Source organism: Halomonas sp. M1 (assembly GCF_029581375.1).
Lineage (GTDB): Bacteria > Pseudomonadota > Gammaproteobacteria > Pseudomonadales > Halomonadaceae > Vreelandella.
Map to the genome: position 1 here is coordinate 3,585,346 of NZ_CP121119.1, position 23,672 is coordinate 3,609,017.

Consider the following 23,672-nt stretch of genomic DNA (forward strand, 5'->3'; position numbering starts at 1 on the left):
TCTGCTAACACAGCCAAGTTTATAGAGGCAGCCGCTTGGATGGTAGGCGACTTACGCCTATCGCACTTTAGTGTTACATCCTAAGCAAAAGTGGTTCTATGCCCGCTTGCAGCCTTGGATAATAGTGAAAAGGCATCATGCCGCATGGGGTTTTTCCATACGGGAAAAGCAGTTTGTTACTCAGGAGATTTTGCTAGATGCAACTCGCCGTATTATTGGGATTTGTGCTGGCCGCGTCGTCGCCACTGCTTAACCGCTGGTTTGGTCAGCGTGCAAGCATGGTGCTAGCGCTGTATCCAGCCTTGCTGGCTGCTTGGCTATTCAGCCAAGCCCCCTCAGTACTTAATGACGGCCCGTTGCTACTGGAATGGCAGTGGGTACCTTCGCTGGGCATTAGCTTGACGTTTATGCTTGATGGTTTATCACTGCTCTTTGGGCTGCTGATTACCGTGATAGGCACCTGCGTTTTAATCTACGCAGGTGGCTACTTAAAAGGGCACGAGGATATTGCGCGCTTTCATTTAGCACTGCTGGCCTTCATGGTCTCAATGCTTGGGTTAGTGCTTGCTGACGGGCTGATTACCCTGTTTATATTTTGGGAGCTCACCAGTATTACCTCTTACCTGCTAATCGGTTTTAATCACACCGATATTGAGGCGCGGAAGTCGGCACGTCAGGGGCTGTTTGTCACCGTAGCGGGCGGCCTTGCGCTGATGGCAGGGCTAGTGCTGCTAGGTGTGGCAAGCGGTGGCTGGTCATTCTCAGACATCGGCCAAATGGAGAGCGACTTGCGTGAGCATGCTCTTTATACACCGATGTTAATTTGCTTACTGCTTGGCGCTTTTACCAAATCGGCCCAGTTCCCTTTCCATTTCTGGTTGCCCAACGCCATGGCGGCGCCCACCCCTGTATCCGCTTACTTACACTCGGCGACCATGGTGAAAGCGGGCATTTATCTACTGGCGCGGTTGCAGCCGGAGTTAGGCGGTACAGCGCTGTGGGTAGGTGTTCTCTCTGTAGTGGGTGCGACTACGATGCTTACGGGCGCTTTCCTGGCGATCCAGCATACCAATATTAAGAAGCTGCTCGCATACTCCACCATCATGGCCTTGGGCACCTTGACCATGCTAGTGGGGATCGGCACTGATTATGCAATGACTGCCTTTGTGACGTTCTTGCTGGGCCACTCCATGTATAAAGGCGCGCTCTTTATGGTGGCCGGTATTTTGGATCATGAAACCGGCACCAAAGACGTGACGGCCATGGGCGGGTTACGCAAGCAAATGCCGATAACGGCAGCCATTGCCATGATAGCGGCACTTTCGCTAGCGGGTGTGCCGCCGCTCTTTGGATTTATCGGAAAGGAGTTGATGCTTGAGGCAGTGTTTGGCGCTGATGGGTTCAGAGCACTATTGATACTCTTTGCGTTTATGTCTGCCATTCTAACCATCGCGGTGGCGGCGATTATTGCCCTTCGGCCGTTTTATGGGCATCGCCACGAAACGCCTAAAACACCCCATGAAGCACCTTTTAGTATGTTGCTTGGCCCAGGCTTATTGGTAGTGGGGTCACTTTCGCTGGGGCTGCTCCCCGCCGTACTGGGTGGCGACGCACTCTTGACAGCGGCCGCAACGGCGGTGGCTGGGCAGCCGCTAGCGGTATCTCTCTCGCTTTGGCACGGCATTAATGCTGCGTTGATTATGTCGATCGTTAGCCTCGGGCTGGGCTTTTTACTGTTTAAGCGGTGGGATCGTGTTCGCGCAAAACTGTCTATATTGGCGCCGGTCATGCGCCATGGTCCTGAGGCTGGCTACGAAGGATTCATGAACGGTGTTGTGCGCTTCTCCGAGTGGCAAACGCATCTGCTGCAAAACGGCTACATGCGAAATTACATTCTGGTGATGCTGCTGGTGCTTATTGGATTGATCGGCAACTCAATCTTGCTGCGTCACTCCCCCCAGCTAGCGTTTACGTTGGATGTTCGCTTTCACGAAATAATCGTTGTGGGCACGATGGTGATGGGCGCGCTCTTTGCGACGATTTCCCGCTCCCGTCTAGGTGCTGTGGTGTCCGTCGGCATTATGGGCTTCTCTATCGCGCTGCTCTTTATTCTCTTTAGCGCTCCTGACCTGGGGATCACCCAGCTACTGGTTGAGACCCTTACCGTTATCTTGCTGGTATTAGTGTTGTTCCGGTTGCCGCGGTTTTCGAACCTCTCAACCAGTCTTGAGCGTATACGAGACGGCTTTGTCGCAGCCATGATGGGGGTGTTGATTTTTCTGCTCATCATGACTGCGTGGAGTATCGATCAGTTTGAAACAATCTCCACCTATATGGTGGAGAATAGCGCACCGCTGGCACATGGCCGCAATATCGTAAACGTCATTCTGGTGGATTACCGTGCACTCGACACCTTAGGAGAAATGTTCGTTCTTGCATTGGCCGCGATTGGCGTAATCGCCATGCTGAAGCTGCGTCATGACACCAATGGTGATAAAGCCAACGAGGGCGACAAAAATAGCGCTAAGGAGCCGTACGATGGTTAAGTCAGGCACCATTATTCTTAATACGGCCGCGCGCTTTTTAATGCCGTTGCAGTTAATGTTTTCGGTCTTTTTATTGCTGCGTGGCCATGATGAACCCGGCGGTGGGTTTATTGCCGGGTTAGTGGCAGCAGGGGCGTTTACGCTCTACCTGTTTGCATTTGGCGTCAGTGCCACTAAAGAAGTGCTGCGTATGGTGGACCCCCGGGATTTGATTGGCGTGGGGCTACTGCTTGGCATGATCTCTGTGGTGCCAGCTTGGTTTATGGGTCAGCCCTTCCTAACAGCTCAGTGGTGGACGATCCCTGTTATCGATTTTAAAGCCTCTACCCCGCTTATTTTTGATGTTGGGGTTTACCTTGCGGTACTTGGCTCGGTAATGGGAATGGTCATGGCCTTGATGGAGGTGGATAAGGATGAACCCTAAGTTAACAGGAGGCCTTCAATGGAACCAATAATGGCATTGGCGATTGGGCTACTGTACGCCGCCGCCATTTTTATGATGCTTCGCCGCTCAATTGTTAAATTAGTGATTGGCCTATTACTGCTTTCCAACGGCGCCAATCTACTTATTTTCACAACGGCCGGAATGACAAGAGGCGCACCCCCCTTGATACCTGAAGGCATGCTGCAGCCTTTGGGAGAGGTGGCTGACCCGCTCCCCCAAGCGGTGGTTTTGACCGCTATTGTGATCGCTTTTGGCGTGTTGGCGTTCGCGGTGGTATTGATTCGCCGAGCCTACGAGATTGTTAAGGCAGATGATTTGGACAAAATGAAGGATACCGACACGTGAGGCCTGAAGTTGCACTTCCCGTCCTGTTGCCGCTGCTTTCTGGAGCAATTTCACTGCTTTTTTGGCGTTCACGCCCCATGCAGCGCTTTGTTGCTGTTGCGGGCAACGTAGCGCTCCTGCTAGCTAGTTTATGGCTGTTTGTTGCAGTACTGTCAGATGGCTACGTCACTATGCAAATGGGCAATTGGCCAGCGCCCTTTGGTATCACGCTAATCGCGGATATGCTCAGTGCGGTCATGATACTGATGACCGGTATCATCGGGTTAGCGATGGGGATTTACTCGCTGGCCTCGACCGGCCGAGGGCATGAAAAGTTTGGCTACTATCCCCTTATGCATTTGCTGTTAGCGGGGGTAGCCGGTGGCTTTCTAACGGGCGATATCTTTAACCTCTACGTATGGTTCGAGGTCATGCTGGTTGCCTCGTTTGCGCTGCTGATCTTGGGCGGTGAGCGGGCGCAGATGGAAGGTGCAATTAAGTATGTGACCTTGAATCTGCTGGCATCGGTTATCTTCTTAACCGCCATTGGCCTGCTATACGGCACGGTCGGTACGCTCAATATGGCCGATATTGCGCTGCGCTTGGACGAAGCCGAGCACAGCGGCATGGTTGAAGTGTTGGCCGTCATGTTTATGGTGGCCTTCGGTATTAAAGCGGCAGCTTTTCCACTGTTTTTCTGGTTACCGGCGTCTTATCACACCCCACCGGTGGCAGTTTCGGCGCTATTTGCCGGTTTGTTAACAAAAGTGGGTGTTTATTCACTTTTCCGTGTCTTTACACTGATGTTCGATCAGACCATGGGGTACCTGCAGGATATTATGCTGTGGGGGGCCGTGTTGACCATGGTGACTGGCGTGTTAGGGGCGGCCGCCCAATATGAGTTCAGGCGTATCCTCTCTTTTCACATCGTTAGCCAGATTGGCTACATGATATTGGGGCTGGCGCTTTACACTCCCTTGGCGATTGCCGGTGGTGTTTTTGCCATCATGCACAACATTATTGTTAAGACGAATCTTTTCTTGATCAGTGGTATCACCCATCGTTTACAAGGTACTTATCAGCTTAAAAAAATGGGCGGGCTTTATCGTGAGCGCCCTTGGTTAGCCGTTGCCTTCTTTATCTCTGCCTTTTCGCTGGCGGGTATTCCCCCGCTATCGGGTTTCTTTGCCAAATTCGTGCTGGTGCGGGCTGGCATAGAGGCCGGGGCTTATGTGGCGACGGGTATTGCCCTTGCAGTGGGTGTTATGACGCTTTACTCCATGGTGAAAATTTGGAACGAGGTGTTTTGGAAGGCCTTGCCAGAAGAGAATCACGTGCCTGCATCGCAAACCCCCGTGGGAGATGATGGCCGCTTATTGAAACCTAGCCTTTGGATTATGTACCTGCCGGTAGTGGTATTAGCCGCGATGTCGCTGTTAATAGGTGTCTTTGCGGAGCCCATTATGCAGGTAATGAACCTTATTGGTGATCAGCTCATGACGCCCGCTGGTTATATTGAAGCAGTATTGGGGCCTTCTGCCAGTGCTGAGTCGGCGCTGCTAACGCCCACCGAGATACAGGCAGAGCAGGTAGGTGAAAGCATGGAGGGAACCCCATGACCGGTGCAATTTGGAACCTTATGCTGGGCTTGGCCTGGGTGCTGTTAAGCGGTGACTTTTCAGGGCTGAATATGCTGGTCGGTGTGGTGTTTGGCTATATAGCGCTGGTGCTCATTGAGCCGCAGGTAGACTCACTAAAAGGCTACCCAGCGCGAGTGCCAAGAATAATTGGCTTTATTTGCTTTTTTATCAAAGAGCTAATGCAAGCCAACCTACGCGTAGCGTTTGACGTGCTCACGCCTCCTTGGCATATGCAGCCTGGCGTCATTGCCTTCCCCCTTTCGGCCCGGACTGAAATGGAAATTACCATGGTGGCGAGTCTTATCTCGTTAACACCAGGCACACTAAGTTTAGACGTGTCTGATGATCGTAAAGTGCTCTATATTCATGCGATGTTCTTAGATGATGAAGATGAGCTACGGCGCAGCCTTAAAAACATGGAGCATCGCGCACTGGAGTTATTTCGTTGATGGATACCGTTATATTAATCAGCCAAATTATTATGGGTATGGCGCTTGTCTTGACTTTTGTACGCGTTGTGCGAGGCCCTAGCCTGCCAGACCGTGTAGTAGCTTTGGAGCTTTTCTCTACCACGGTGGTTGGTTTGGTGGGGGTCTACGCTATTCAGTCCGGCGTGGCGAGCTTTCTTGATGCTGCCATTGTTATTGCACTAATGGGCTTTTTGGCGGCCATTGGTTTTGCACGCTTTTTGGAACGTGGGGGGCCGCGGGATGATTGAGTTTATCAAAGGCACGCTGCTGATAGCGGGCTCACTATTTATGCTGCTAGCGGCCATTGGCCTATTACGTTTGCCGGATCTATTAACCCGCATGCATGCCACTACCAAGGCGGCTGCACTAGGGGTAATTTTGATCATGCTCGCAGCAGCCATGCACTTTGCAGAAGTGGGTATAGTGGCCCGTTCGTTTGCCATTATTGTGTTTATTCTAATGACGGCGCCGGTAGCTGCTCACGTGATTGGCCGAGCAGCCTACTTTGTTGGTTCACGGCTATGGAGTGGCACCGTTAAAGATGAGCTGCGCCCTAACTACGATCCGCTAACCCATGAGCTAAAAAGTGGCCTTGAAACCCACGAAAACGCTAAACGTCATCCACGGGAAACTGATCCCAGTTAAGCGAACGCTAAACGCTATTGCTAATGGCGGCCGCACAAACATCACCGTTAATGTGGGTTTGAGATTAAGCTCTCTCCGCTCGCTATCAGCACAAGCCATCCTACGGGGTGGCTTTTTTTACGCCTGAAAATCACAAATAGAGCCGTATAAGTATATTTTTCATGTACAATAATTGTACCAATGTGTTCTGCGTGTCTATCTTTTGAGGTTGCATTTAAAGTTAGCGCGCTGCGAGATACAGAGAAAGACGCATGCATCACAAGCAAAATCTACCGCAAAAAGAGTGCGCCCACTGCTTACGCCCCTTTAGTTGGCGAAAGAAATGGGCGCGCTGTTGGGATGAAGTGCGCTACTGCAGCGAACGCTGTCGTCGCGAATCCAAGCAGTAAAGCACGCCTAGGAGGCAAGCGCATGACTACTACGATTGACATTGTCTGGCTGCAAGACAACTTGCGCGTAGCCGATAATCCGTTATTACAATTTGATTCTCCTCCTGATCAATTGCTTTGCCTTTACGTGCTAGATCAGAACTGGTTACAGCCTTGTGTGGCAGGAGAGCCAACGCCCAGGTTAGGCCCCGCCCGGCTGAGGTTTCTCTGGCAAAGCTTAATGGAGCTCCGTGGCGAGCTGTTGCAACGTGGCAGTGACTTATTAGTGCGTATTGGCGACCCTGCTGAGGTGGTTGTTCAGCTAGCAACGTCGTTAAATGCCCGGCAAGTCCGAACGGCAGCACACTCTGGTAGCGAAGAAGTGGCACATGTCGCTAAAGTATCACAGCAGCTTCCAGCATCAACTCAGTTAGCCTGTGTTGATAGTGGCTACTTAATTAGCGCCGACACGTTACCCTTTGCAGCAGAGTTGCTACCCGCAAACTTTTCAGCATTTCGTAGAAGTGTGGAAAAACAATGTGTCATTGCCTCCCCGATGCATGCGCCAGTGACCTTGCCATCCTGGCCAGACGCGCCACGTGGCTTTCCGCCGCTTAAGTCAGTATGCCAAGACAGTGATGCATGGCAGCCGGATGATCGGCAAGGCTTCACGTTTATAGGCGGTGAGGCTGCTGCAGTCGATAGGCTGAAGAACTATTTGTGGCAGCAGAAAGGCGGTGAGTCGTATAAGAAAACTCGCAATGGTTTATTAGGTGCTAGTTTTTCGACGCGACTTTCTCCCTGGCTAGCGCGCGGCTGCTTATCAGCGCGGCAAGTCCATCAAGAGGTTAAGGCATGGGAGGAGGTAAACGGCAGCACGGAGTCAAGCTACTGGATTATTTTTGAACTGCTGTGGCGCGACTATTTCCATCGTGCGGCCCAGCTTGAAGGCCGTTTACTTTTCGGTCGTGAAGAGTTACCCGAGCCAACCGAAGCCTTTAATGCATGGCGCAACGCTTCCACCGGTGTGCCTTTTATTGATGCTGCTATGCTGGAACTTTATCGTACTGGGTGGATATCTAATCGCTCGCGTCAGAATGTAGCTAGCTTTTTGGTAAAAGATTTAGAGGTAGATTGGCGGCTAGGCGCGTGGTGGTTCGAACACTGCTTGATTGATTACGACGTTGCCAGTAATTGGGGCAACTGGCGCTATATTGCAGGCGTTGGACGTGACCCCCGTCAGGATCGCTATTTTAATGTACTCAAGCAGGCTGGGCACTATGATCCAAAAGGGCTGTATGTTGCCTATTGGCTACCCGCTTTAGCGTCACTGCCGTGTGGCTTAGAGCGTCATCAACCTTGGCGCGTAGCGCCGACGCAGTTCCCTGAGCCACTGGTGATGCCTGACGAGTGGCAGCGCTGGTTGATTGCGGAAGCTGAGCCTTTAAATGCCGAGCACAAACAAGGGGGAAGTAATGAAGCTGCTGTGCAGTGATCGCCGTTTAGCCTGGGGATTGGGCGTTGCTGGGTTAATTCCTTTTGCGGTTGCGCTGTTGCTCGCATGGTGGGGCCCTACTGTGTGGCAAGTAGTGGCCACTTACAGTTTTGTTTACTACAGCGCGGTGATCCTATCTTTCTTAGGTGGGGTGCACTGGGGGGCGGCTATTCAAAACGCTCAGGAGGGCAGTCGCCGTCGATTAGTGCTCGCTATGGTGCCGAGTTTACTTGCTTGGCCAGCACTCATGATGAACACAGTCTCTGGTCTTTGGATTTTATTAGCGGGTTTTATACTAATAGGTGGTTACGACATGAGCCGCGAAGGGCGGGTCGGCTTTCCTCGCTGGTACCTTATGCTTCGCGCTGTGCTTACGTTGGTGGTTGCTATTTTCCATGGGTTTCTGTTGTTACGCTTACGCGGCTAGCGCGGGGCTAGTATCTGTCGGCTTTCTACGTCATTATCAGGCTCACGCTAAGGATTGCCGAGAGAGTGTTGCTATGTTATTGAAAAATAAAGGGTCACTAGGTTCTGGTGCGGCGTTTTGCTTATCATTACTGCTCGCGACAGGTGCGGCCTCTGTAGTGAGTGTCGACGCACAGGCGAGCCAGCGGTTAATGACTGAAGTAGATGCGCGGGCAGCAGAAGAGCTTCGCTATGCCAGTTTTAATCAATGGTTGAGTGAGTTTAGGCGTTATGCTGCTGCTCAAGGCATTCGTGAAGCAACGCTTGTTTCTGCTTTTGACGGGCTGCGCTATCGCGAGCGTGTCATTGAGCTTGATCGCCATCAGCCGGAGTTTGTCCGCCCGATATGGGACTACTTGGACACTGCTGTGTCTAGTACACGTATCAATACTGGTCGTGAAAAGCTTGAACAGCATCGTGACACGGCTCTTGAAATGCAGCGACGCTATGGCGTTCCCGCTGAAATTATTGTCTCGATTTGGGGAATCGAAAGTAACTACGGTAGCAATTTTGGCGACTTCTCAACGCTAGAGTCACTCGCGACGCTGGCGTATGACGGGCGCCGCCAGGATTTTGCCCGGGGAGAACTTCTCGCCGCGCTGCGGATTATAGATCAGGGGGATATCGCCGCTGAGCAAATGCGCGGTTCGTGGGCAGGGGCTATGGGACATACCCAGTTCATACCCAGTAGTTTTGAAGCCTATGCAGTGGATGGCGACAACGACGGCCGCCGTGATATTTGGGGTAGTATTCCTGATGTGATGGCCTCAACGGCCAATTACTTGGCGCGTGCTGGCTGGCAGTCAGGGCAGCCGTGGGGCGCAGAGGTCGTGCTACCGTCATCGTTTGATTATTCGCAAACCGAGCGGCGCAGTAGTGCGGAGTGGGCAGCGCAGGGTGTACGTGCGGTGAGTGGTGAGCTTCCAGCATTTGAGAGCGCTGCCGTTATAGTCCCTGCGGGGGCAGAAGGGCCTGCCTTTATAGTAGGGGCTAATTTCCGCGCTATTTTGCGTTACAACAACGCGACCAGCTACGCGTTAGCCGTGGCGACACTTGCCGACGCCATTGCTGGTCGATCGGGTATCAGCGGCTCTTGGCCGAGAGATCAGGCACCTTTAACCCGTGATGATGTCAGAACTCTCCAGCAGCGTTTGAACAGTGCTGGTTATTCGGTGGGTACCGCAGACGGTATTATGGGACCCAATACGCGGGAAGGAGTGCGCGCTTTCCAGCGTGATCAGGGGCTGACGCCGGATGGTTTCGCAACCCAGGCGTTGCTGGATCTGCTTCGCTAATTAATTTCTCAACAGGGACGAGATGCAATGGGTAAAACGTTTTTAGGCGCGACATGGGCAGGCGCATTAGCAACTACGGTAATGGTCGGTACCTTAACGATAAGTACCAACGCTACCGCTGAGGAGCCTGATGTCTTTGGTTGGGTTGAAAATGCCACTATCGAGCCTTGGGGTATTGCGGTTAAGGCGAAGTTGGATAGTGGCGCCCTTACGTCATCGATGGATGCACGTGATATCGAGCTTTTTGAAAAAGCGGGCGAAGAGTGGGTACGTTTTCGCCTAAAGCTCGAAGATCAAGAGAGTGGTGAAACGTTTAGCGATCAAATTGAGCGTCCACTCTATCGCGAGCTTACGGTGCGAGGCGCCGGGGGGCGCGATGAACGTCCAGTAGTACTGATGGATGTCTGTATGGGCGATACAATTTACGAAGAGCAGTTTAGCCTGCGTGATCGCGAAGAGATGATCTATCCACTGCTCTTAGGCCGCCGCACGATCAGTCACTTAGGCTTGCTTGATGTACGTAGTACGTTTTTGCAAAACCCTAAGTGTGGGGATAATGCAGAGCACGTGCCTTACGACCCTGACGATGAGCAGACCTAATGAGTGTGTAATCACAGGCGCAGGGTCGTCTGTCTCATAGCCTTTTAAAACTGTTCTTAAAACAGCCGTGATAACAGCGCTGTAACTGCCGTTTCGACCCGCAGAATGCGAGGGCCTAGGTGCATGCCCTCGCAGCCTGCGGCAAGCAACTGCTCTACTTCCCACCCTATGAATCCCCCTTCTGGGCCAACAAGCAGCAGCGTTTCATCGCTAATGCCTCTAGGGCATGGGTTTGGCATGCCGGGGTGGGCGACTAAGCCACGCCGTTCATTCAGCAATGCCGGCAACTGCACCTCAATAAACGGCCTAAAGCCTTTACTTAGGGTGATGGTGGGCAGCTGAGTATCTCTGGCTTGTTCAAGGCCGAGTAACAGGTGCTGATGTATTTTATCCGGGCGAAGCTCTGGCGACTGCCAGTAACTTTTCTCTACCCGCTTGGTGTGCAGCAGAGTGATCTGTTTTACCCCTAGGGCAGTGACGTGCTCCAGGGTGCGAGCCAGCATGCGAGGGCGAGGCAGTGCCAGTACCAAATGAACGGGCAGGGGAGGTGGCGGTAATTCTTCTAACTGGCCTAGTGAGAAAATAGCCTGCTCATGGCTTAGCTCAATAAGTTCGGCTTTGCCCATGTTGCCGCCTTGAATGCCCACGTTGAAGCTTTCGCCTTCGGTGGCGCGATTAACCTCCATTAAATGTTTGAGACGGCGGGCATCGGTAATGCGAACATGGTGGTCAGCGCCTATGTCGTTGGGATCAAGCAGAATCAGGTTCATGGTGGTCGTCTATTGTCATAAGAGAGGCTCGCTTAACGCGGCTAATCGGTTAAGCTGGCTTGCATGAGCGTGTGTTGCAGGCACAATACCAGCAACGGCGACAAAAGCCTCTATCACGTTTAAGGAGATGCGCAGTGCGCGTAATTCGCAAATATGCCAACCGCAGGTTATACGATACTCAACAGAGTCGTTACGTAACGCTTGAAGATCTGCGGTGTTTGATTATTGAAGAAGAGCCTTTTCGCGTCGAGGATGCTAAAAGCGGTGAAGACTTAACGCGCACGATTTTACTGTCGATTATTATCGAACAGGAGCAAGCGGATAGCGAGGCAGAGGTGTTTTCTAATGACCTGTTGGCCCAGTTGATTCGTGTTTACGATATGTCTTCTCCGCTACCTTTGGCTCGCTATCTTGAGCAGGGCACTCAGCTGATGCTGGAACAGCAAAAACGTATGCAAACCCAGTGGAAGCAGGCCATGCGCCATTCGCCCATAGAGTTTATGCGCGAGCTGGCGGAAGAGAACATGCGTTTTTGGCAAAAAGCTATCAACCAACCAACGCCACCGGAAGACGAAGAGAAGCCGGAACCTAAAGAGGATAAAAAGCCGTAACGCCACTGTTCATAAGCCGCTATTTATCCACGTTGTCGCTGTTAGAGCCTCTACTTACACATAAGACCACTTGGGGCTGCGTTGTGGCATAATGCGCCCCATAAACGCTCTCTCGTTTAAGAAGGACGACCATGAAAGTTTTGATGATAGGTGGCGGTGGCCGTGAACATGCGTTGGCATGGAAATTGGCTCAATCTAGTGATGTCGAACAGGTGTTTGTCGCCCCAGGTAATGCGGGCACGGCAACGGAGCCTGGCCTCACCAATGTTGATATTGCCGCGACCGATTTGGCTGAATTAGTCGCGTTTGCTCAGCGCGAGCAAATTGGTTTAACTGTAGTAGGGCCTGAAGCCCCCTTGGTTGACGGTGTTGTTGACCGTTTTCAGGCAGCAGGGCTAACGATTTTTGGTCCTACTCAACAGGCCGCTCAGCTGGAAGGCTCCAAGTCGTTCACGAAAGATTTTTTGGCCCGCCATAAAATTCCTACCGCTGACTATCAAACATTCACCGCCGTAGAGCCAGCGCTCGCTTACTTAGCGGAAGTAGGCGCGCCGATTGTGATTAAAGCGGACGGGTTAGCCGCTGGTAAAGGCGTCATTGTGGCGATGAGTGAAGCGGAGGCGGAATCAGCGGTTCGGGATATGCTTGATGCTAATGCTTTCGGGGACGCGGGTGCTCGCGTGGTTATTGAAGAGTTTCTTGAGGGAGAAGAAGCAAGCTTTATCGTCATGGTGGATGGTGAGAACGTGGTGCCAATGGCCACTAGCCAAGACCACAAACGTGCCTACGATGGCGACACTGGCCCAAATACGGGTGGCATGGGTGCATATTCACCAGCCCCGGTGGTTACTCCAGAAGTAGACGAACGCATCATGGAGCAGGTCATTCTGCCAACCGTGCGGGGCATGGCGAAAGAGGGCAATGCGTATACGGGCTTTCTTTATGCTGGGCTTATGATTGACGCTGAAGGAAATCCTAAAGTCATTGAGTACAACTGTCGCTTTGGTGATCCTGAAACACAGCCAATTATGCTGCGTTTGCAGTCAGACCTTGCTGCACTTTGCTTGGCTGGAGCAAAAAGCGAGCTTGCCGGAAAGCAGTGCGAATGGGATAGCCGGGCTGCTGTAGGCGTTGTGATAGCGGCAGGCGGTTACCCGGGTAGCTATCGTAAAGGCGATGTTATCCAGGGGTTGGAAGCGGCAGAGAAAACACACTGTAAAGTTTTCCATGCAGGAACCGTGCAAACCGATCAAGGCAGTATCGCCACCGCTGGCGGCCGAGTGCTGTGTGTTACCGCGTTAGGAGAGAGCGTATCTGCTGCGCAGCAACTGGCCTACCAAGGTGTCAGTGAGATTCACTGGGATGGCGCAGAGTATCGACGGGATATTGCGTTTCGTGCCATTGCTCGGGAAGAGTGAACACGAATCAAAAGAGTACGTTTTACCGCCTGTTTTCACCGATAAGGAGTCATGCATGGAGCGAGTTACGCTGGAGTTTCCTGCGGCAGCGGTTATTCATCGTCACCCCTTAACGGTACGAGTAACCGATATGAATTACGGGCGACACTTGGGGCACGATGCCCTGGTGTCGTTGCTCCACGAAGCGCGGGTGCACGCCTTCGCGGCACTTGGCTTGCCGGAGTGGGACATGCAGGGGTATCCCAGCGTGGTGGTGGATTTGGCGGTTCAGTATCAATATGAAGCACGCTGGCCTGATGCACTGGTTATTGATACGGCGGTACCCGAGCCGACCGGCAAAGCACTCACGGTTTACCAGCGTATTCGCAACGCTGAAAAGGATAAAGTAGTAGCGACCGCCAGGGTGAATCAGCTGCTGCTGGACCTTTCGACTGGGCGGCCTGTGGATGTTCCTGAGAGCGTTAAACAGGCCTTAGCCCAGGCGAGGGGAACCTAATGTCCCGGGAGTACCCCATCATTGGGATAACTGGCTCATCAGGCGCGGGAACCACCACGGTTAGGCGTAGCTTTGAGCGCATGTTCCTACGTGAAGATGTGCATGCTGCTATGGTGGATGGCGATGCGTTTCATCGTTATACCCGTGATGATTTGCAGCGTATGTTCCGTGAAGAGCCAGAGCGCAAAGATGAGCTATCTCACTTTGCAGTGGAGGCTAATCTTCTTGATCGGCTAGAAGGGCTGTTTGTTGAGTACGGCGAACACGGAACCGGCACTTTCCGCCACTATATTCATGCCGAAGATAAGCAAAAAATCGAAGCAGGGTATCGAGTGGGCACCTTTACCGAGTGGCAGTCCCTACCTTGTGGCACGGATCTGCTTTTTTATGAAGGGTTGCATGGCGGGTTGGTGACCCAGGAGTATGATATTGCGCGCCATGTTGATTTGTTAGTGGGTGTCGCGCCAACCATGAACCTGGAATGGATCCAGAAAATTGACCGTGATACGAAGCTCCGTGGTTACTCTCAAGAAGCGGTCATCGATACTATTCTAGGGCGTATGGATGACTATGTGCGTTATATCCAGCCGCAGTTCTCCCGTACACACATTAATTTTCAGCGGGTGCCTACGGTAGATACCTCAAACCCCTTTGAGGTGCAGGATATTCCAACGGATGCAGAGTCGTTCGTGGTCATACGGTTTAGGGACCCATCAACGGTAGACTTCCCTTGGTTATTAGCGATGATTAAAGACGCCTTTATGACCCGCCCACATACCTTGGTAGTGCCTGGGGCACGTATGTCGCTGGCGATGGAGTTGATACTAGCGCCTTTGGTGCGTCATTTGCTCGCTCAACGCCGTTTTCGCTAGCCTATTGGTTTACGTTTGAACGTGTTGTTGTATTGAAATTCGCTTTATTACAATAATGAAGGAGGCCGCTATGGAATGCCTGTTTTGCAAAATTATTAACCGTGAAATTCCCGCCGATATCGTATTTGAGGATGAACATGTCCTCGCCTTCAATGACATAAGCCCTCAAGCGCCTACTCATCAGCTCATTATCCCTAAAAAGCACATTGCAACGCTAAACGATATTGAGTCAGGTGACTTGGCGATTATTGGTCGATTACAGTACACCGCTGCTCAGTTAGCTAAGCAGCAAGGATTTGCCGATGATGGCTATCGTGTAGTCATGAACTGTAATGAAATGGGGGGCCAAACGGTTTATCACATTCATATGCATCTAATGGGTGGGCGCCAATTTACGTGGCCTGCAGGTTAGCAGGGCAGGTAACGTCGCCCACAACACTGCTTAACGGAGTAAGCGTTATGATGGAGCGTCAGCTGAGCCGTTCAGATCGTCTAATTGCTCACATGGATAGTGCCTTACGTACCCTGGTACCTAATGCCGTTGTGGCAAGCCGAATCAACCCAGCCGCTGCTGTTGCTGAAGTGACGCTGGATGAGTTTGAGCGTCAACATGTTGCCGGGCTGGTACGGGCGGCCCATATTGCGACAGTAGGTGTTCAGGGGTTTTATCAAGGGCAAATGGCGCTTATTAAACTGCCGGCTTCACGTCGGCAAATTGAGCCACTGCGCGGGGAAACGCTGGACCATCTTGCCTGGTGCCATCAGCGGCTTGCCCAGCTTAAGAGCCGCACAAGTTACTTTACGCCCGTTTGGTATGGTTTCTCTCTTGGGCTGGGATTAACAGCAGGCGCTATCGGTGACCGTTTTGGTTTGGGTATGACGGCGGTTACAAAAGAATTAATGAGCCAGCAACTCAGTGAGCAGTCCACCCAATTGCCCGTTGATGACCATAATTCTCGTCCCCTTTTTCGTCAAATGTCGGCGGATAACGGCCATCATGCTCGGCTTGCTATTGAGGCTAGTGGCACCCGGTTTCCCACGCCGATCAAGTGGGGAGTGGGTCTGCTGGCCAGTGGCGTTATGAAAATTGCCTATTATGCGTAGGGTTGGCGGATATTTGTCCTTGACGGATAGCGTTTTATAGCCAAACCTTATGAGGGTAAGTAGTCGATAGGCAGAGAAAAGTGCCCTATAAGCGCTGAGATAAATATGCTTTCGAGCGTATTCTCTGATGACAGGATTACTATCGGCTATAGCAGAAACGTCACCATGGAAAAGGAGTAAGACGATGCTAGGCAATGCAATGCTGTTTTTAATTATCGCCATTATTGCGGGTGTATTAGGTTTCTCAGGTATCGCTGGGGTAGCTTCAACTATTGCTCAGGTTTTATTTGCAATCTTTTTGATTCTGTTTTTGGTATCGATTTTTACCGGTCGGCGTCGTTGAAGTGACGTAATGTGAGAACAACAAAAAGCCCCTGTCTATATATAATAGCCAGGGGCTTTTTGCTGCATAGGCCCTTTTACAAGCTAGGTATGGGCCAGTAATAATTCTTTAGGCATCAATGCGCTTATATTTCATTCGCTTAGGTGTATCGTTGCCGACCCGCTTTTTATGATCAGCTTCATAATCTGTGTAGTTGCCATCAAAGAACACTACTTCAGAGTCTCCTTCAAATGCCAGAATATGCGTCGCGATACGGTCTAAGAACCAGCGATCATGTGAGATCACCATGGCGCAGCCAGGGAAAGCCAATAACGCTTCCTCAAGTGCCCGTAGAGTCTCAATGTCCAGGTCATTAGAGGGTTCATCCAGCAACAGCACGTTTGCGCCTTGTTTCAGCGTTTGTGCAAGCTGGAGACGGCCACGTTCACCCCCGGAGAGTTCGTCTAGCCGCTTTTGCTGGTCGTTGCCTTTAAAGTTGAAACGGCCAACGTAAGCGCGTGATGAAACTTCATACCCGTTAATGTTGAGAACATCTTGGCCATCGGAGACGGCTTCCCAGACGGTTTGCTTATCATCCAGTGCATCGCGAAGCTGTTCGACATAAGCGATATTGACCGTTTCGCCAATTACCACCTCGCCTGCATCAGGCTGCTCTTTGCCTGTGATTAGCTTAAACAGTGTCGATTTACCTGCACCGTTGCCGCCCACAATGCCCACGATAGCGCCCTGAGGAATACTAAACGACAGGTCTTGGTAGAGCAGTTTGTCATCAAAGCGCTTAGCCACGTTGTGAAAGTCAATGACCTTATCCCCTAGGCGTGGGCCAGGTGGAATATAGATTTCATTGGTTTCGTTACGCTTTTGAAAGTCGCCTGACTGCATTTCTTCAAAACGGTTAAGGCGAGCTTTGCTTTTAGCTTGGCGTCCTTTAGCGTTACTGCGTACCCACTCAAGTTCTTGCTTAATCGCTTTTTGGCGGGTGGCTTCTTGCTTCGCTTCTTGAGAGAGGCGCTGATCCTTCTGCTCAAGCCACTGAGAGTAGTTGCCTTCAAACGGGATGCCTTGACCACGATCCAGCTCTAAAATCCAGCCAGCTACATTATCAAGGAAGTAGCGGTCGTGGGTGATAGCCACTACGGTGCCGTTGTAGTCGTGGAGGAAACGCTCCAGCCAGGCAACTGATTCTGCGTCCAAGTGGTTAGTAGGCTCATCCAGCAAGAGCATATCTGGGCTGGAGAGCAGCAGGCGGCAAAGCGCTACGCGACGGCGCTCACCACCGGATAGGTTGCCTACTTTGGCATCCCAGGGCGGAAGGCGCAGGGCTTCGGCTGCAACTTCAAGCTTTCGCTCAAGGTTGTGTGCGTCAGCGGCTTCGATAATGTTCTCAAGGCGCGCTTGTTCACTGGCTAGGGCATCAAAGTCAGCATCAGGTTCGGCATAGGCAGAATAAACGGCATCCAGCTTCTCTTGGGCTTCTTTAATAGCGCCTAATGCTTCTTCAACAGTGTCGCGCACACTCTTTTCGTCATCGAGCTGCGGCTCCTGGGGGAGGTAGCCCACATTGATGCCAGGCATCGGACGAGCTTCACCTTCAAACTCTTTATCGACACCGGCCATGATCCGCAGCAGTGTGGACTTACCAGCACCGTTCAAGCCGAGTACACCAATTTTGGCGCCAGGGAAGAATGATAGCGATATATCCTTGAGAATTTGCTTTTTGGGTGGCACAACTTTGCCAACCCGGTTCATGGTGAATACGTATTGCGCCATGGAGATCCGTTAGGTTGATGGAAAAAAGAGACGCCACTGAGTGCTGGCGTTAGGCTTAGATGATAGTGCTCAGGGCGCACAAAGGCCAGAATAGCGATAAAGCTGCGGCTATTCTGGACAAAGCGAAGCATCAAGAAGGTAACGGCTGAACAAGAAATACCTAGAGGGTTTTGAAATAAATAATAGTAATCATTGATGCCCGGGCTTGATAGCGCTATGTGCACGGCCGGCTATATTGGCGATCAGCTACTCCTCTTCCTCCCAGTCGTCTTTTATAGCACGTTGCAGTCGCCGCTCTTCCAGCCAAGCTTCAACTTGGCGTCGAGCGCGTAGGGTATCTGCTTTGCTGGGTTTGCTTTTACCGTAATGATCATCGTTAACAGCGTCCAAGTTTTCAAACTCGTCAGCGTCAAGTGTCTCGGTGGTGTAGGTTTCACGATTTAAGGGGTCACGGCTCATGGTATGCCCTCCAACCCAAGCCGGCGCGCCGGCATCACAATGGCTTCCTATCTTACGTTGCTTAAACGTTAGTTAGATAAGAAGCGCCTAGCACTCTGTACTGCTTCATAAGTACTTAGCCGCTATATAACGCTGCTTGGGTCAAAGATCAAGCGCAATTTTTTAAATTCGCTCAAATAATATTATTTGGCATGCTCCTGCTGCTTTTGCAGCGCGGCAAGCGCTAGCTGCGCTTCTACACGCTCAGTAACATCTTTTTGTACGCCAATGTAGTACATCAAGTTATCGGCTTCGTCATAGACTGGTGTGATCGACAATTCATTCCAGAACATGGTGCCGTCTTTACGATAGTTGCGCAGCACTTCTCGCGAGGGGTGACCATCTTTCAGGGCGTCCCTAATGGATGCTAAGGCATCTTGGTCGCGGTCTTCGTTTTGTAAGAAACGGCAGTCGCGGTAAAGAATTTCATCAGCACTATAGCCGGTTAAGCGTTCAAACCCCTTGTTTACATAGATGAGTATATTTTCGTCGCCTTCCTGCTCCGCAACGACAATACCATCTTCTGAAGCGTCAACAATGCGTTCGAGTAGCTCAGGGCTAATTAAAGGAGATCGTTTCATCAATGGGTTCCTGTTGCCGCTCTCATTCTTTCGTAGCCATGACGTTGTAAGTCAACGCGGGGCTTGCCTTGTGGAAATCTCTTGATGCGGGACTATGCTGCATTTCATGTTCGCTAACAAAGCAAAAATAGCAAAAAAACCAACTAGCCACCGCTATCTACTCCCTATCATGGCGAGCGTTGCCATGCTTTGCAAACCACTATTGCTACTATTGAGGTTAACTATTCGGGTGGGTTAAGGCGATTGACAAACCTTAACGTAAGCGAATGCTAAAAAGAGTACCGATAGCGCTATTCTACTTCAGGTAAACGCTGGGCGCTGAGCATGGCGCAGAAAGCAGTCACGGCAAGTATCACCAGTAACAGAGCGCTGCCTAGCCACTGCGCAATGGCGCCAATGATACCCCCAACGATAAGCATTAAAACGCCTGTTAGTGTATTAGAAAGAGCAACATAGAGCGCGCGGTTATCCTGGCTCGCCATATCAACGAGGTAAGTTTTACGCCCTAAGCGTACGCCATGGTGCACAATGACTAGCAAGGCATAAATAACCGCATAAGGCCACACGCTTTGGGTCCATTCCCCGGGTAGCCAGCCAAGACTAGCCCCTAGCAGACAGCATAGTACTGTGCCGATGGCAGCGTCGCGCATCACACGGCGGCTCGACTGGTCAGCCCGCTTGCCCCATACAGGGCTTGCTACTATTGCAGCGATGCCAGACACCACCACTAACAGCCCCAGCCCCCCTAGTTCAGTGCCGCTCTGCTGTTGGCCGAGAAGGGCTAAGTAGGGCAGAGCCAAAGCACTTGATAGGAGCAAAGAGCGGGAGAGGTTAAAGTGTAAAAAAGTGGGGTCTGATTTCATTAACGAGAGGCCTAGCTTAATGCTGTCCCAGGCATTTTCGCCACCCTCGACCGCGCCTGGGATTTCTTTTATACGGGCTGCGCAAAAGGCGTTAAGCAGCCACCCCAAACCTGCCACGCTAAGCAAAATGGCGAGAGCCACATTGCCGGGGCGGTCTCCGAACCACATCAGTACCCCGCCAGCCACCAGCGTGGCAGCACCTGCTACGCTGCCACTCCAGCCCATTAGTGTGCCACGCCGCCGCTTGGCAATGGTTTTGCCCAATACATCCTTGGTGGCAATGGATGATAGTCCTCGTGCCAGTGCAAGCAATACCAGCACGAACAGCACCAACATACCCCCCAAAGAGCCGCTGCCCATTAAGGCAAGCAGTGCTAAAGCAAAGGCGGCCAGGGCTTGTAGAGCAGCGCCGACTACCCACGCCCATTTACGTTGTGGCCGTAAGCGAATAAAGCCCGCCACAAATAACTGCGGCAGCAGCGCGCCTGCTTCACGAATAGGGACTAAAAGGCCCACCATCCAAACTGGCGCACCGATAATGCCCATTAACCACGGTAACACCAAGCGAGCGCTGGACAGCTCGTCGGCCAGCTTATTACCTAGCGATGCGATGAGATGCTTGAAAAAGTTACGAGGCTGTTCATCGCAGGCTTCTTCAGGGATGTCATCACACATGCGGCTGTCGTCGTCCCCTGTCAGCCACTCGTATAAACGTGATTGAGATACGTTGTGTTCAGCCATTAGGGGTCCTTGGCGGTTGCTGATGGATGGTGACAAAATGCCCGGCTATGACACCTTAATAACATACACGCTTTAACAGCTCACGGAGTTCAGTATGTCGCGAATTCATATTCGTTATTGTACCCAGTGCCAATGGTTGCTTCGCAGTGCTTGGTACGCACAGGAGTTGCTATCCACCTTTGGCGAGCGCTTATCTGAAGTAGCGCTTTCACCCTCCCATGGTGGCACATTTGAAATATGGTGTGACGGCACATTGCTGTGGGAGCGTCAGCGTGATGGCGGTTTCCCTGACATTAAATCGCTAAAGCAACAGGTAAGAGACCATATCGAGCCGAGCCTTAACCTTGGGCATGTAGATCGATGAATCAGGATCGCCAGGCCATTTTTTATGGGTTAGGTGCCGTTGCGTTATGGTCAACGGTTGCGACTGCTTTCAAAGTGGCCCTTGTCTGGATGAGTCCTCTGGAGCTTATGTGGCTGGCCGCCCTGGTGTCATGGGCACTGATGGGCATGGTAGTGATTAAGCAAGGCAACCTTGCATCGGCCTTACGCAGTGGCTGGAAGACCGCCGCCTGGGCAGGGTTGATGAATCCAGTTGCGTATTACCTGGCTCTTTTCGGGGCTTACGACCGGTTGCCAGGGCAAGAAGCGATGGCGCTGAACTATACCTGGGCGCTTGCCATGGCATTTTTAGCCGTTCCCCTACTGGGTCAACGGCTGACGCGGTTAGACGTTTTGGCGGGTTTAGTGGCCTATTCCGGCGTATGGGTAATTGCGACACGGGGGCAGGTGATCGACGTTGCGTTTGAAGACCCATTAGGCGTGGTGTTGGCGCTGTCATCGACACTGCTTTGGGCGCTCTATTGGCTGCTAAATACTAAGGACAAGCGTCAACCCCTGGTTGGCCAATGGCAGAATTTTAGCGTTGGGCTGCCTGTGTTAACGGTGTTATTGCTTTTGGGCCCTGGCTTTGAGTGGCCTGGTTGGCCAGCCATTGGTGCAGGTGTGTACGTGGGACTATTTGAAATGGGCATCGCTTTCATACTTTGGCAAATGGCGGTTCAAAAAGTCTCTCGTACAGCTAAGGTGTCTAATCTGATTTTTCTATCCCCGCCTGTTTCATTGTTGCTTCTCTATCTCGTGGCTGGTGAACCGTTGTTGGCTTCTACGCTTGTGGGATTAGCATTAATTTTATCGGGATTGGCGCTTCAGCAGCTGCCAGGGCATGGGCAAACTAGTATCAAGAGGTAATGTTTTTTTAATGGTTTTATTGTAAATTTTTGTGACTTTTGGTTTGATGGAAGGGTGGAAGTGCTAGCGCGATTAAATTGAGCTAACCTCACTAAAACGATGTTTATTTATGAGGTTTTTAGTTAGCAAGCTAGTTCTTTTGGCTGAGCTGTATGTAAAAGCCAGTAAGCGGTTCTAAAAGTGCTGAAAAGTGCAGGCGCGTAGCCCCAAACGTTCACTAGGGAATGATGACCATGAAAAGCAACGTCACTTTGAAATTAAAAAAACTATTTTCACAACACGCTTTTCGGCCGTTAACGGTCACTACCCTGGCGTTCGTGCCACTCTCAGCGCTTGCACAATCGCTTCCAGCGAGCTTATACGCACCGGGTGCCACTGACTTGCCAAGCACCATCCAGCAAACCATTGTTACTAACCCTGAAGTAAATGCTGCCTGGGCTAACTTTAGTGCCACGGGTAGTGATGCAAGGGGGGCAAGGGGCAATTACCTGCCGTCAATTGATGTACGTGCTGGGGTGGGTCGGCAAGATCAGCAAAATGACGGTCGTGGCAGCTATAACTCTGATTTCGCAGAATTAACACTTACCCAAATGGTGTTCGATGGTTTTGCTACCCGCAGTGAAGTTGAGCGTTTAGACCGTGCTAGGCTGATTGCATATTTTCAATTACTCGGTGCAAGTGAAGAGATAACGCTAGAGGCTTTTAGGGCCTACGTTGATGTGCTTCGGCATCGTGAACTTGTCCGTTTAGCACAAGATAATTACCGAGAGCATCAGCGTGTGTTTAGCCAAATTGAAGAGCGGACTATTTCTGGAGCGGGGCGCGGTGTTGATTTAGAGCAAATCAGCGGCCGCCTAGCACTGGCTGAATCGAATCTTATGACCGAGGCGTCCAATCTCCATGATGTAACGGCACGTTTTCAGCGTATTGTAGGCACGCTACCCGCGCAAAATATGCTGCCAGCTCCTTCATTAGCAAATGAGTTACCAGAGGATGTTAGCCAAGCGGTAGAAATGGCGTTTCAGGGTAACCCTGAATTCCACGCGGCTATTGAGAACATTGCCGTGCAGCGGGCAGAGTTAGAGGGGGCTCGGGCCGCTTACATGCCCCGGTTGGATATTCAGGGGCGCACAGGCACTAATAACCAGGATGATGCGATTGCAGGTCGTCGGGACGAGCATAGCATTCAGTTAGTCGCTAGCATGAACCTCTATCGTGGTGGTTCCGACCAAGCAGCTTTTAATGCGGCAAGTACACGCATTGAACAAGCTGAAAATCAGCGTGAAACCGCTTGCACTAATGTGAGGCAGACGACGCAAATTGCTTATAACGACACTCAGCGTTTGAACGAGCAACTTAGTTATTTAAATGAGCATCGCCAGTCGATTGATCGCGTCCGTGGCGCGTATCAACAGCAGTTTGATATTGGCCAGCGTACGTTGCTAGACGTGCTGGACAGTGAAAACGAGTTCTTTGAAGCCAGTCGCGCGTATTCCAATGCGCAGTTTGATCTGACATTGGCTCAGGCGCGTACGCTTGCTGCGATGGGTCAGCTCATGCATACCCTGCAAGTCACCCGAGATGACATCCCAAGCCTTAGCGAGCTTGGTTATGAGGATATGGCTGACAGTATTCGCATGGCTTGCGGTGTAGAGGGGCCGCGTGGTTTTACCTTAGATGATTTCACACGTGGAATCTCTGCTCAGCAAAACGATATGCCGCAAAGCGCTTACTCAGAATCTGAAAATGTGGTGATGGCTGCTCCTGTTGAAGCTGCTGTTACACAAATGTCAGCGCCAAAGCCAGCCCAAGGTCTTTATGTTCAGGTGGCGTCTTTAAGTGCTATTGAACGCGCTGAAGCGCTTAGTAACCAGTTAAGTAATCAGTTAACCGATGGCGCTAGAGTGTTAGCTGCCGCAGGGAACTTCCGTGTGCAAGTAGGGCCTTTTGAATCCTTTGATGATGCCAAGTCACTGCAGTCTGAATTGCAAGGATTTGGCTATGCGGATGCGTTTATTACACGTGGTTAAATTGTGAGCTATGTGCATCTAGTCATCCGGG

At 51.5% G+C, this 23,672-nt stretch carries 27 protein-coding genes; 22 read left to right on the forward strand and 5 right to left on the reverse strand.

Annotation, left to right across the window (positions count from 1 at the left end):
• The first annotated feature begins 197 nt into the window (after positions 1-197).
• The 12 genes from P8S54_RS16450 to P8S54_RS16505 all read left to right on the forward strand — a co-directional run bounded on the left by P8S54_RS16450 (position 198) and on the right by P8S54_RS16505 (position 10,293).
• On the forward strand, positions 198-2,546 hold the full coding sequence (locus P8S54_RS16450; RefSeq protein ID WP_281442597.1) for a putative monovalent cation/H+ antiporter subunit A: 2,349 nt from the start codon (positions 198-200) through the stop codon (positions 2,544-2,546).
• A complete protein-coding gene (locus tag P8S54_RS16455) occupies positions 2,539-2,970 on the forward strand; it encodes a Na+/H+ antiporter subunit B (protein ID WP_162218899.1) in 432 nt (143 codons plus the stop codon). The genes P8S54_RS16450 and P8S54_RS16455 overlap by 8 nt, the downstream gene beginning before the upstream one ends.
• Positions 2,971-2,988: 18 nt before the next feature.
• The gene (locus P8S54_RS16460; protein ID WP_009097098.1) at positions 2,989-3,336 is read left to right on the forward strand and encodes a Na+/H+ antiporter subunit C; all 348 of its coding nucleotides are present in this window, start codon (positions 2,989-2,991) and stop codon (positions 3,334-3,336) included.
• Entirely contained in the window at positions 3,333-4,934 is a 1,602-nt protein-coding gene (locus P8S54_RS16465; RefSeq protein WP_281442598.1) for a Na+/H+ antiporter subunit D, read from the forward strand. Before P8S54_RS16460 ends, P8S54_RS16465 begins: the two co-directional genes overlap by 4 nt.
• On the forward strand, positions 4,931-5,404 hold the full coding sequence (locus P8S54_RS16470) for a Na+/H+ antiporter subunit E (protein ID WP_009097093.1): 474 nt from the start codon (positions 4,931-4,933) through the stop codon (positions 5,402-5,404). Before P8S54_RS16465 ends, P8S54_RS16470 begins: the two co-directional genes overlap by 4 nt.
• Entirely contained in the window at positions 5,404-5,673 is a 270-nt protein-coding gene (locus tag P8S54_RS16475; RefSeq protein ID WP_009097091.1) for a cation:proton antiporter, read from the forward strand. The genes P8S54_RS16470 and P8S54_RS16475 overlap by 1 nt, the downstream gene beginning before the upstream one ends.
• Positions 5,666-6,070, forward strand: a complete 405-nt coding sequence (mnhG, locus tag P8S54_RS16480; protein WP_009097090.1) for a monovalent cation/H(+) antiporter subunit G — start codon at positions 5,666-5,668, stop codon at positions 6,068-6,070. Before P8S54_RS16475 ends, mnhG begins: the two co-directional genes overlap by 8 nt.
• A gap of 251 nt (positions 6,071-6,321) precedes the next feature.
• Positions 6,322-6,459: a DUF2256 domain-containing protein gene (locus P8S54_RS16485; RefSeq protein WP_009097087.1), complete on the forward strand. Its 138-nt coding sequence runs from the start codon at positions 6,322-6,324 to the stop codon at positions 6,457-6,459.
• A gap of 22 nt (positions 6,460-6,481) precedes the next feature.
• Complete coding sequence (locus P8S54_RS16490; RefSeq protein WP_281442599.1) at positions 6,482-7,933, forward strand: DASH family cryptochrome; 1,452 nt, start codon at positions 6,482-6,484, stop codon at positions 7,931-7,933.
• Positions 7,914-8,360, forward strand: a complete 447-nt coding sequence (locus tag P8S54_RS16495; RefSeq protein WP_281442600.1) for a DUF3429 domain-containing protein — start codon at positions 7,914-7,916, stop codon at positions 8,358-8,360. The genes P8S54_RS16490 and P8S54_RS16495 overlap by 20 nt, the downstream gene beginning before the upstream one ends.
• A 73-nt stretch (positions 8,361-8,433) precedes the next feature.
• A complete protein-coding gene (locus P8S54_RS16500; protein ID WP_281442601.1) occupies positions 8,434-9,693 on the forward strand; it encodes a lytic murein transglycosylase in 1,260 nt (419 codons plus the stop codon).
• Between the two features lie 27 nt (positions 9,694-9,720).
• On the forward strand, positions 9,721-10,293 hold the full coding sequence (locus tag P8S54_RS16505; RefSeq protein WP_281442602.1) for an ATP-dependent zinc protease: 573 nt from the start codon (positions 9,721-9,723) through the stop codon (positions 10,291-10,293).
• A gap of 56 nt (positions 10,294-10,349) precedes the next feature.
• On the opposite strand, the gene P8S54_RS16510 is transcribed toward P8S54_RS16505, so the two are convergent.
• A complete protein-coding gene (locus P8S54_RS16510; protein ID WP_281442603.1) occupies positions 10,350-11,063 on the reverse strand; it encodes a 16S rRNA (uracil(1498)-N(3))-methyltransferase in 714 nt (237 codons plus the stop codon).
• Between the two features lie 134 nt (positions 11,064-11,197).
• Here P8S54_RS16510 and phaR point away from each other — a divergent pair, with 134 nt between their 5' ends.
• From phaR to P8S54_RS16545, 7 genes are all read left to right on the forward strand, one after another.
• Positions 11,198-11,674, forward strand: coding sequence for a polyhydroxyalkanoate synthesis repressor PhaR (gene phaR, locus P8S54_RS16515; RefSeq protein WP_009097075.1), 477 nt, complete (start codon positions 11,198-11,200; stop codon positions 11,672-11,674).
• A 131-nt stretch (positions 11,675-11,805) separates the two neighbouring features.
• Positions 11,806-13,092 carry a phosphoribosylamine--glycine ligase gene (gene purD, locus P8S54_RS16520; protein WP_281442604.1) on the forward strand — a complete coding sequence of 429 codons (1,287 nt, stop codon included), beginning with the start codon at positions 11,806-11,808 and terminating at the stop codon, positions 13,090-13,092.
• 55 nt (positions 13,093-13,147) lie between these two features.
• A complete protein-coding gene (locus P8S54_RS16525) occupies positions 13,148-13,588 on the forward strand; it encodes a thioesterase family protein (protein ID WP_009097072.1) in 441 nt (146 codons plus the stop codon).
• Positions 13,588-14,460: a phosphoribulokinase gene (locus P8S54_RS16530; protein ID WP_009097071.1), complete on the forward strand. Its 873-nt coding sequence runs from the start codon at positions 13,588-13,590 to the stop codon at positions 14,458-14,460. The genes P8S54_RS16525 and P8S54_RS16530 overlap by 1 nt, the downstream gene beginning before the upstream one ends.
• A 70-nt stretch (positions 14,461-14,530) precedes the next feature.
• Positions 14,531-14,872 carry a histidine triad nucleotide-binding protein gene (locus P8S54_RS16535; protein ID WP_281442605.1) on the forward strand — a complete coding sequence of 114 codons (342 nt, stop codon included), beginning with the start codon at positions 14,531-14,533 and terminating at the stop codon, positions 14,870-14,872.
• 47 nt (positions 14,873-14,919) lie between these two features.
• A complete protein-coding gene (locus P8S54_RS16540; protein WP_281442606.1) occupies positions 14,920-15,564 on the forward strand; it encodes a demethoxyubiquinone hydroxylase family protein in 645 nt (214 codons plus the stop codon).
• 184 nt (positions 15,565-15,748) lie between these two features.
• On the forward strand, positions 15,749-15,907 hold the full coding sequence (locus P8S54_RS16545; RefSeq protein ID WP_009097063.1) for a DUF1328 domain-containing protein: 159 nt from the start codon (positions 15,749-15,751) through the stop codon (positions 15,905-15,907).
• 108 nt (positions 15,908-16,015) lie between these two features.
• On the opposite strand, the gene ettA is transcribed toward P8S54_RS16545, so the two are convergent.
• The 4 genes from ettA to P8S54_RS16565 form a co-directional block, all read right to left on the reverse strand.
• Positions 16,016-17,677 carry an energy-dependent translational throttle protein EttA gene (ettA, locus tag P8S54_RS16550; protein WP_009097061.1) on the reverse strand — a complete coding sequence of 554 codons (1,662 nt, stop codon included), beginning with the start codon at positions 17,675-17,677 and terminating at the stop codon, positions 16,016-16,018.
• Positions 17,678-17,923: 246 nt separating this feature from the next.
• Complete coding sequence (locus P8S54_RS16555; protein ID WP_281442607.1) at positions 17,924-18,136, reverse strand: hypothetical protein; 213 nt, start codon at positions 18,134-18,136, stop codon at positions 17,924-17,926.
• A gap of 182 nt (positions 18,137-18,318) precedes the next feature.
• Entirely contained in the window at positions 18,319-18,756 is a 438-nt protein-coding gene (locus tag P8S54_RS16560; protein ID WP_009097057.1) for a PAS domain S-box protein, read from the reverse strand.
• Positions 18,757-19,046: 290 nt separating this feature from the next.
• Complete coding sequence (locus P8S54_RS16565) at positions 19,047-20,360, reverse strand: MFS transporter (RefSeq protein ID WP_281442608.1); 1,314 nt, start codon at positions 20,358-20,360, stop codon at positions 19,047-19,049.
• A gap of 94 nt (positions 20,361-20,454) precedes the next feature.
• Between P8S54_RS16565 and P8S54_RS16570 the strand changes: the two genes are divergently transcribed.
• From P8S54_RS16570 to P8S54_RS16580, 3 genes are all read left to right on the forward strand, one after another.
• Positions 20,455-20,724: a SelT/SelW/SelH family protein gene (locus P8S54_RS16570; RefSeq protein ID WP_281442609.1), complete on the forward strand. Its 270-nt coding sequence runs from the start codon at positions 20,455-20,457 to the stop codon at positions 20,722-20,724.
• On the forward strand, positions 20,721-21,611 hold the full coding sequence (locus P8S54_RS16575) for a DMT family transporter (RefSeq protein ID WP_281442610.1): 891 nt from the start codon (positions 20,721-20,723) through the stop codon (positions 21,609-21,611). Before P8S54_RS16570 ends, P8S54_RS16575 begins: the two co-directional genes overlap by 4 nt.
• Positions 21,612-21,844: 233 nt before the next feature.
• Entirely contained in the window at positions 21,845-23,641 is a 1,797-nt protein-coding gene (locus P8S54_RS16580; protein WP_281442611.1) for a TolC family outer membrane protein, read from the forward strand.
• Positions 23,642-23,672: the final 31 nt, after the last annotated feature.

Coding starts and splice junctions, on each gene's coding strand:
- P8S54_RS16485 (WP_009097087.1), top strand. CDS start 6,322: ATGCATCACAAGCAAAATCTACCGCAAAAAGAGTGCGCCCACTGCTTA.
- P8S54_RS16500 (WP_281442601.1), top strand. CDS start 8,434: ATGTTATTGAAAAATAAAGGGTCACTAGGTTCTGGTGCGGCGTTTTGC.
- P8S54_RS16570 (WP_281442609.1), top strand. CDS start 20,455: ATGTCGCGAATTCATATTCGTTATTGTACCCAGTGCCAATGGTTGCTT.
- P8S54_RS16505 (WP_281442602.1), top strand. CDS start 9,721: ATGGGTAAAACGTTTTTAGGCGCGACATGGGCAGGCGCATTAGCAACT.
- purD (WP_281442604.1), top strand. CDS start 11,806: ATGAAAGTTTTGATGATAGGTGGCGGTGGCCGTGAACATGCGTTGGCA.
- P8S54_RS16450 (WP_281442597.1), top strand. CDS start 198: ATGCAACTCGCCGTATTATTGGGATTTGTGCTGGCCGCGTCGTCGCCA.
- P8S54_RS16560 (WP_009097057.1), bottom strand. CDS start 18,756: ATGAAACGATCTCCTTTAATTAGCCCTGAGCTACTCGAACGCATTGTT.
- P8S54_RS16475 (WP_009097091.1), top strand. CDS start 5,404: ATGGATACCGTTATATTAATCAGCCAAATTATTATGGGTATGGCGCTT.
- P8S54_RS16510 (WP_281442603.1), bottom strand. CDS start 11,063: ATGAACCTGATTCTGCTTGATCCCAACGACATAGGCGCTGACCACCAT.
- P8S54_RS16525 (WP_009097072.1), top strand. CDS start 13,148: ATGGAGCGAGTTACGCTGGAGTTTCCTGCGGCAGCGGTTATTCATCGT.
- ettA (WP_009097061.1), bottom strand. CDS start 17,677: ATGGCGCAATACGTATTCACCATGAACCGGGTTGGCAAAGTTGTGCCA.
- mnhG (WP_009097090.1), top strand. CDS start 5,666: ATGATTGAGTTTATCAAAGGCACGCTGCTGATAGCGGGCTCACTATTT.
- P8S54_RS16490 (WP_281442599.1), top strand. CDS start 6,482: ATGACTACTACGATTGACATTGTCTGGCTGCAAGACAACTTGCGCGTA.
- P8S54_RS16565 (WP_281442608.1), bottom strand. CDS start 20,360: ATGGCTGAACACAACGTATCTCAATCACGTTTATACGAGTGGCTGACA.
- P8S54_RS16460 (WP_009097098.1), top strand. CDS start 2,989: ATGGAACCAATAATGGCATTGGCGATTGGGCTACTGTACGCCGCCGCC.
- P8S54_RS16575 (WP_281442610.1), top strand. CDS start 20,721: ATGAATCAGGATCGCCAGGCCATTTTTTATGGGTTAGGTGCCGTTGCG.
- P8S54_RS16495 (WP_281442600.1), top strand. CDS start 7,914: ATGAAGCTGCTGTGCAGTGATCGCCGTTTAGCCTGGGGATTGGGCGTT.
- P8S54_RS16540 (WP_281442606.1), top strand. CDS start 14,920: ATGATGGAGCGTCAGCTGAGCCGTTCAGATCGTCTAATTGCTCACATG.
- P8S54_RS16555 (WP_281442607.1), bottom strand. CDS start 18,136: ATGAGCCGTGACCCCTTAAATCGTGAAACCTACACCACCGAGACACTT.
- P8S54_RS16455 (WP_162218899.1), top strand. CDS start 2,539: ATGGTTAAGTCAGGCACCATTATTCTTAATACGGCCGCGCGCTTTTTA.
- P8S54_RS16530 (WP_009097071.1), top strand. CDS start 13,588: ATGTCCCGGGAGTACCCCATCATTGGGATAACTGGCTCATCAGGCGCG.
- P8S54_RS16535 (WP_281442605.1), top strand. CDS start 14,531: ATGGAATGCCTGTTTTGCAAAATTATTAACCGTGAAATTCCCGCCGAT.
- P8S54_RS16545 (WP_009097063.1), top strand. CDS start 15,749: ATGCTAGGCAATGCAATGCTGTTTTTAATTATCGCCATTATTGCGGGT.
- P8S54_RS16470 (WP_009097093.1), top strand. CDS start 4,931: ATGACCGGTGCAATTTGGAACCTTATGCTGGGCTTGGCCTGGGTGCTG.
- P8S54_RS16580 (WP_281442611.1), top strand. CDS start 21,845: ATGAAAAGCAACGTCACTTTGAAATTAAAAAAACTATTTTCACAACAC.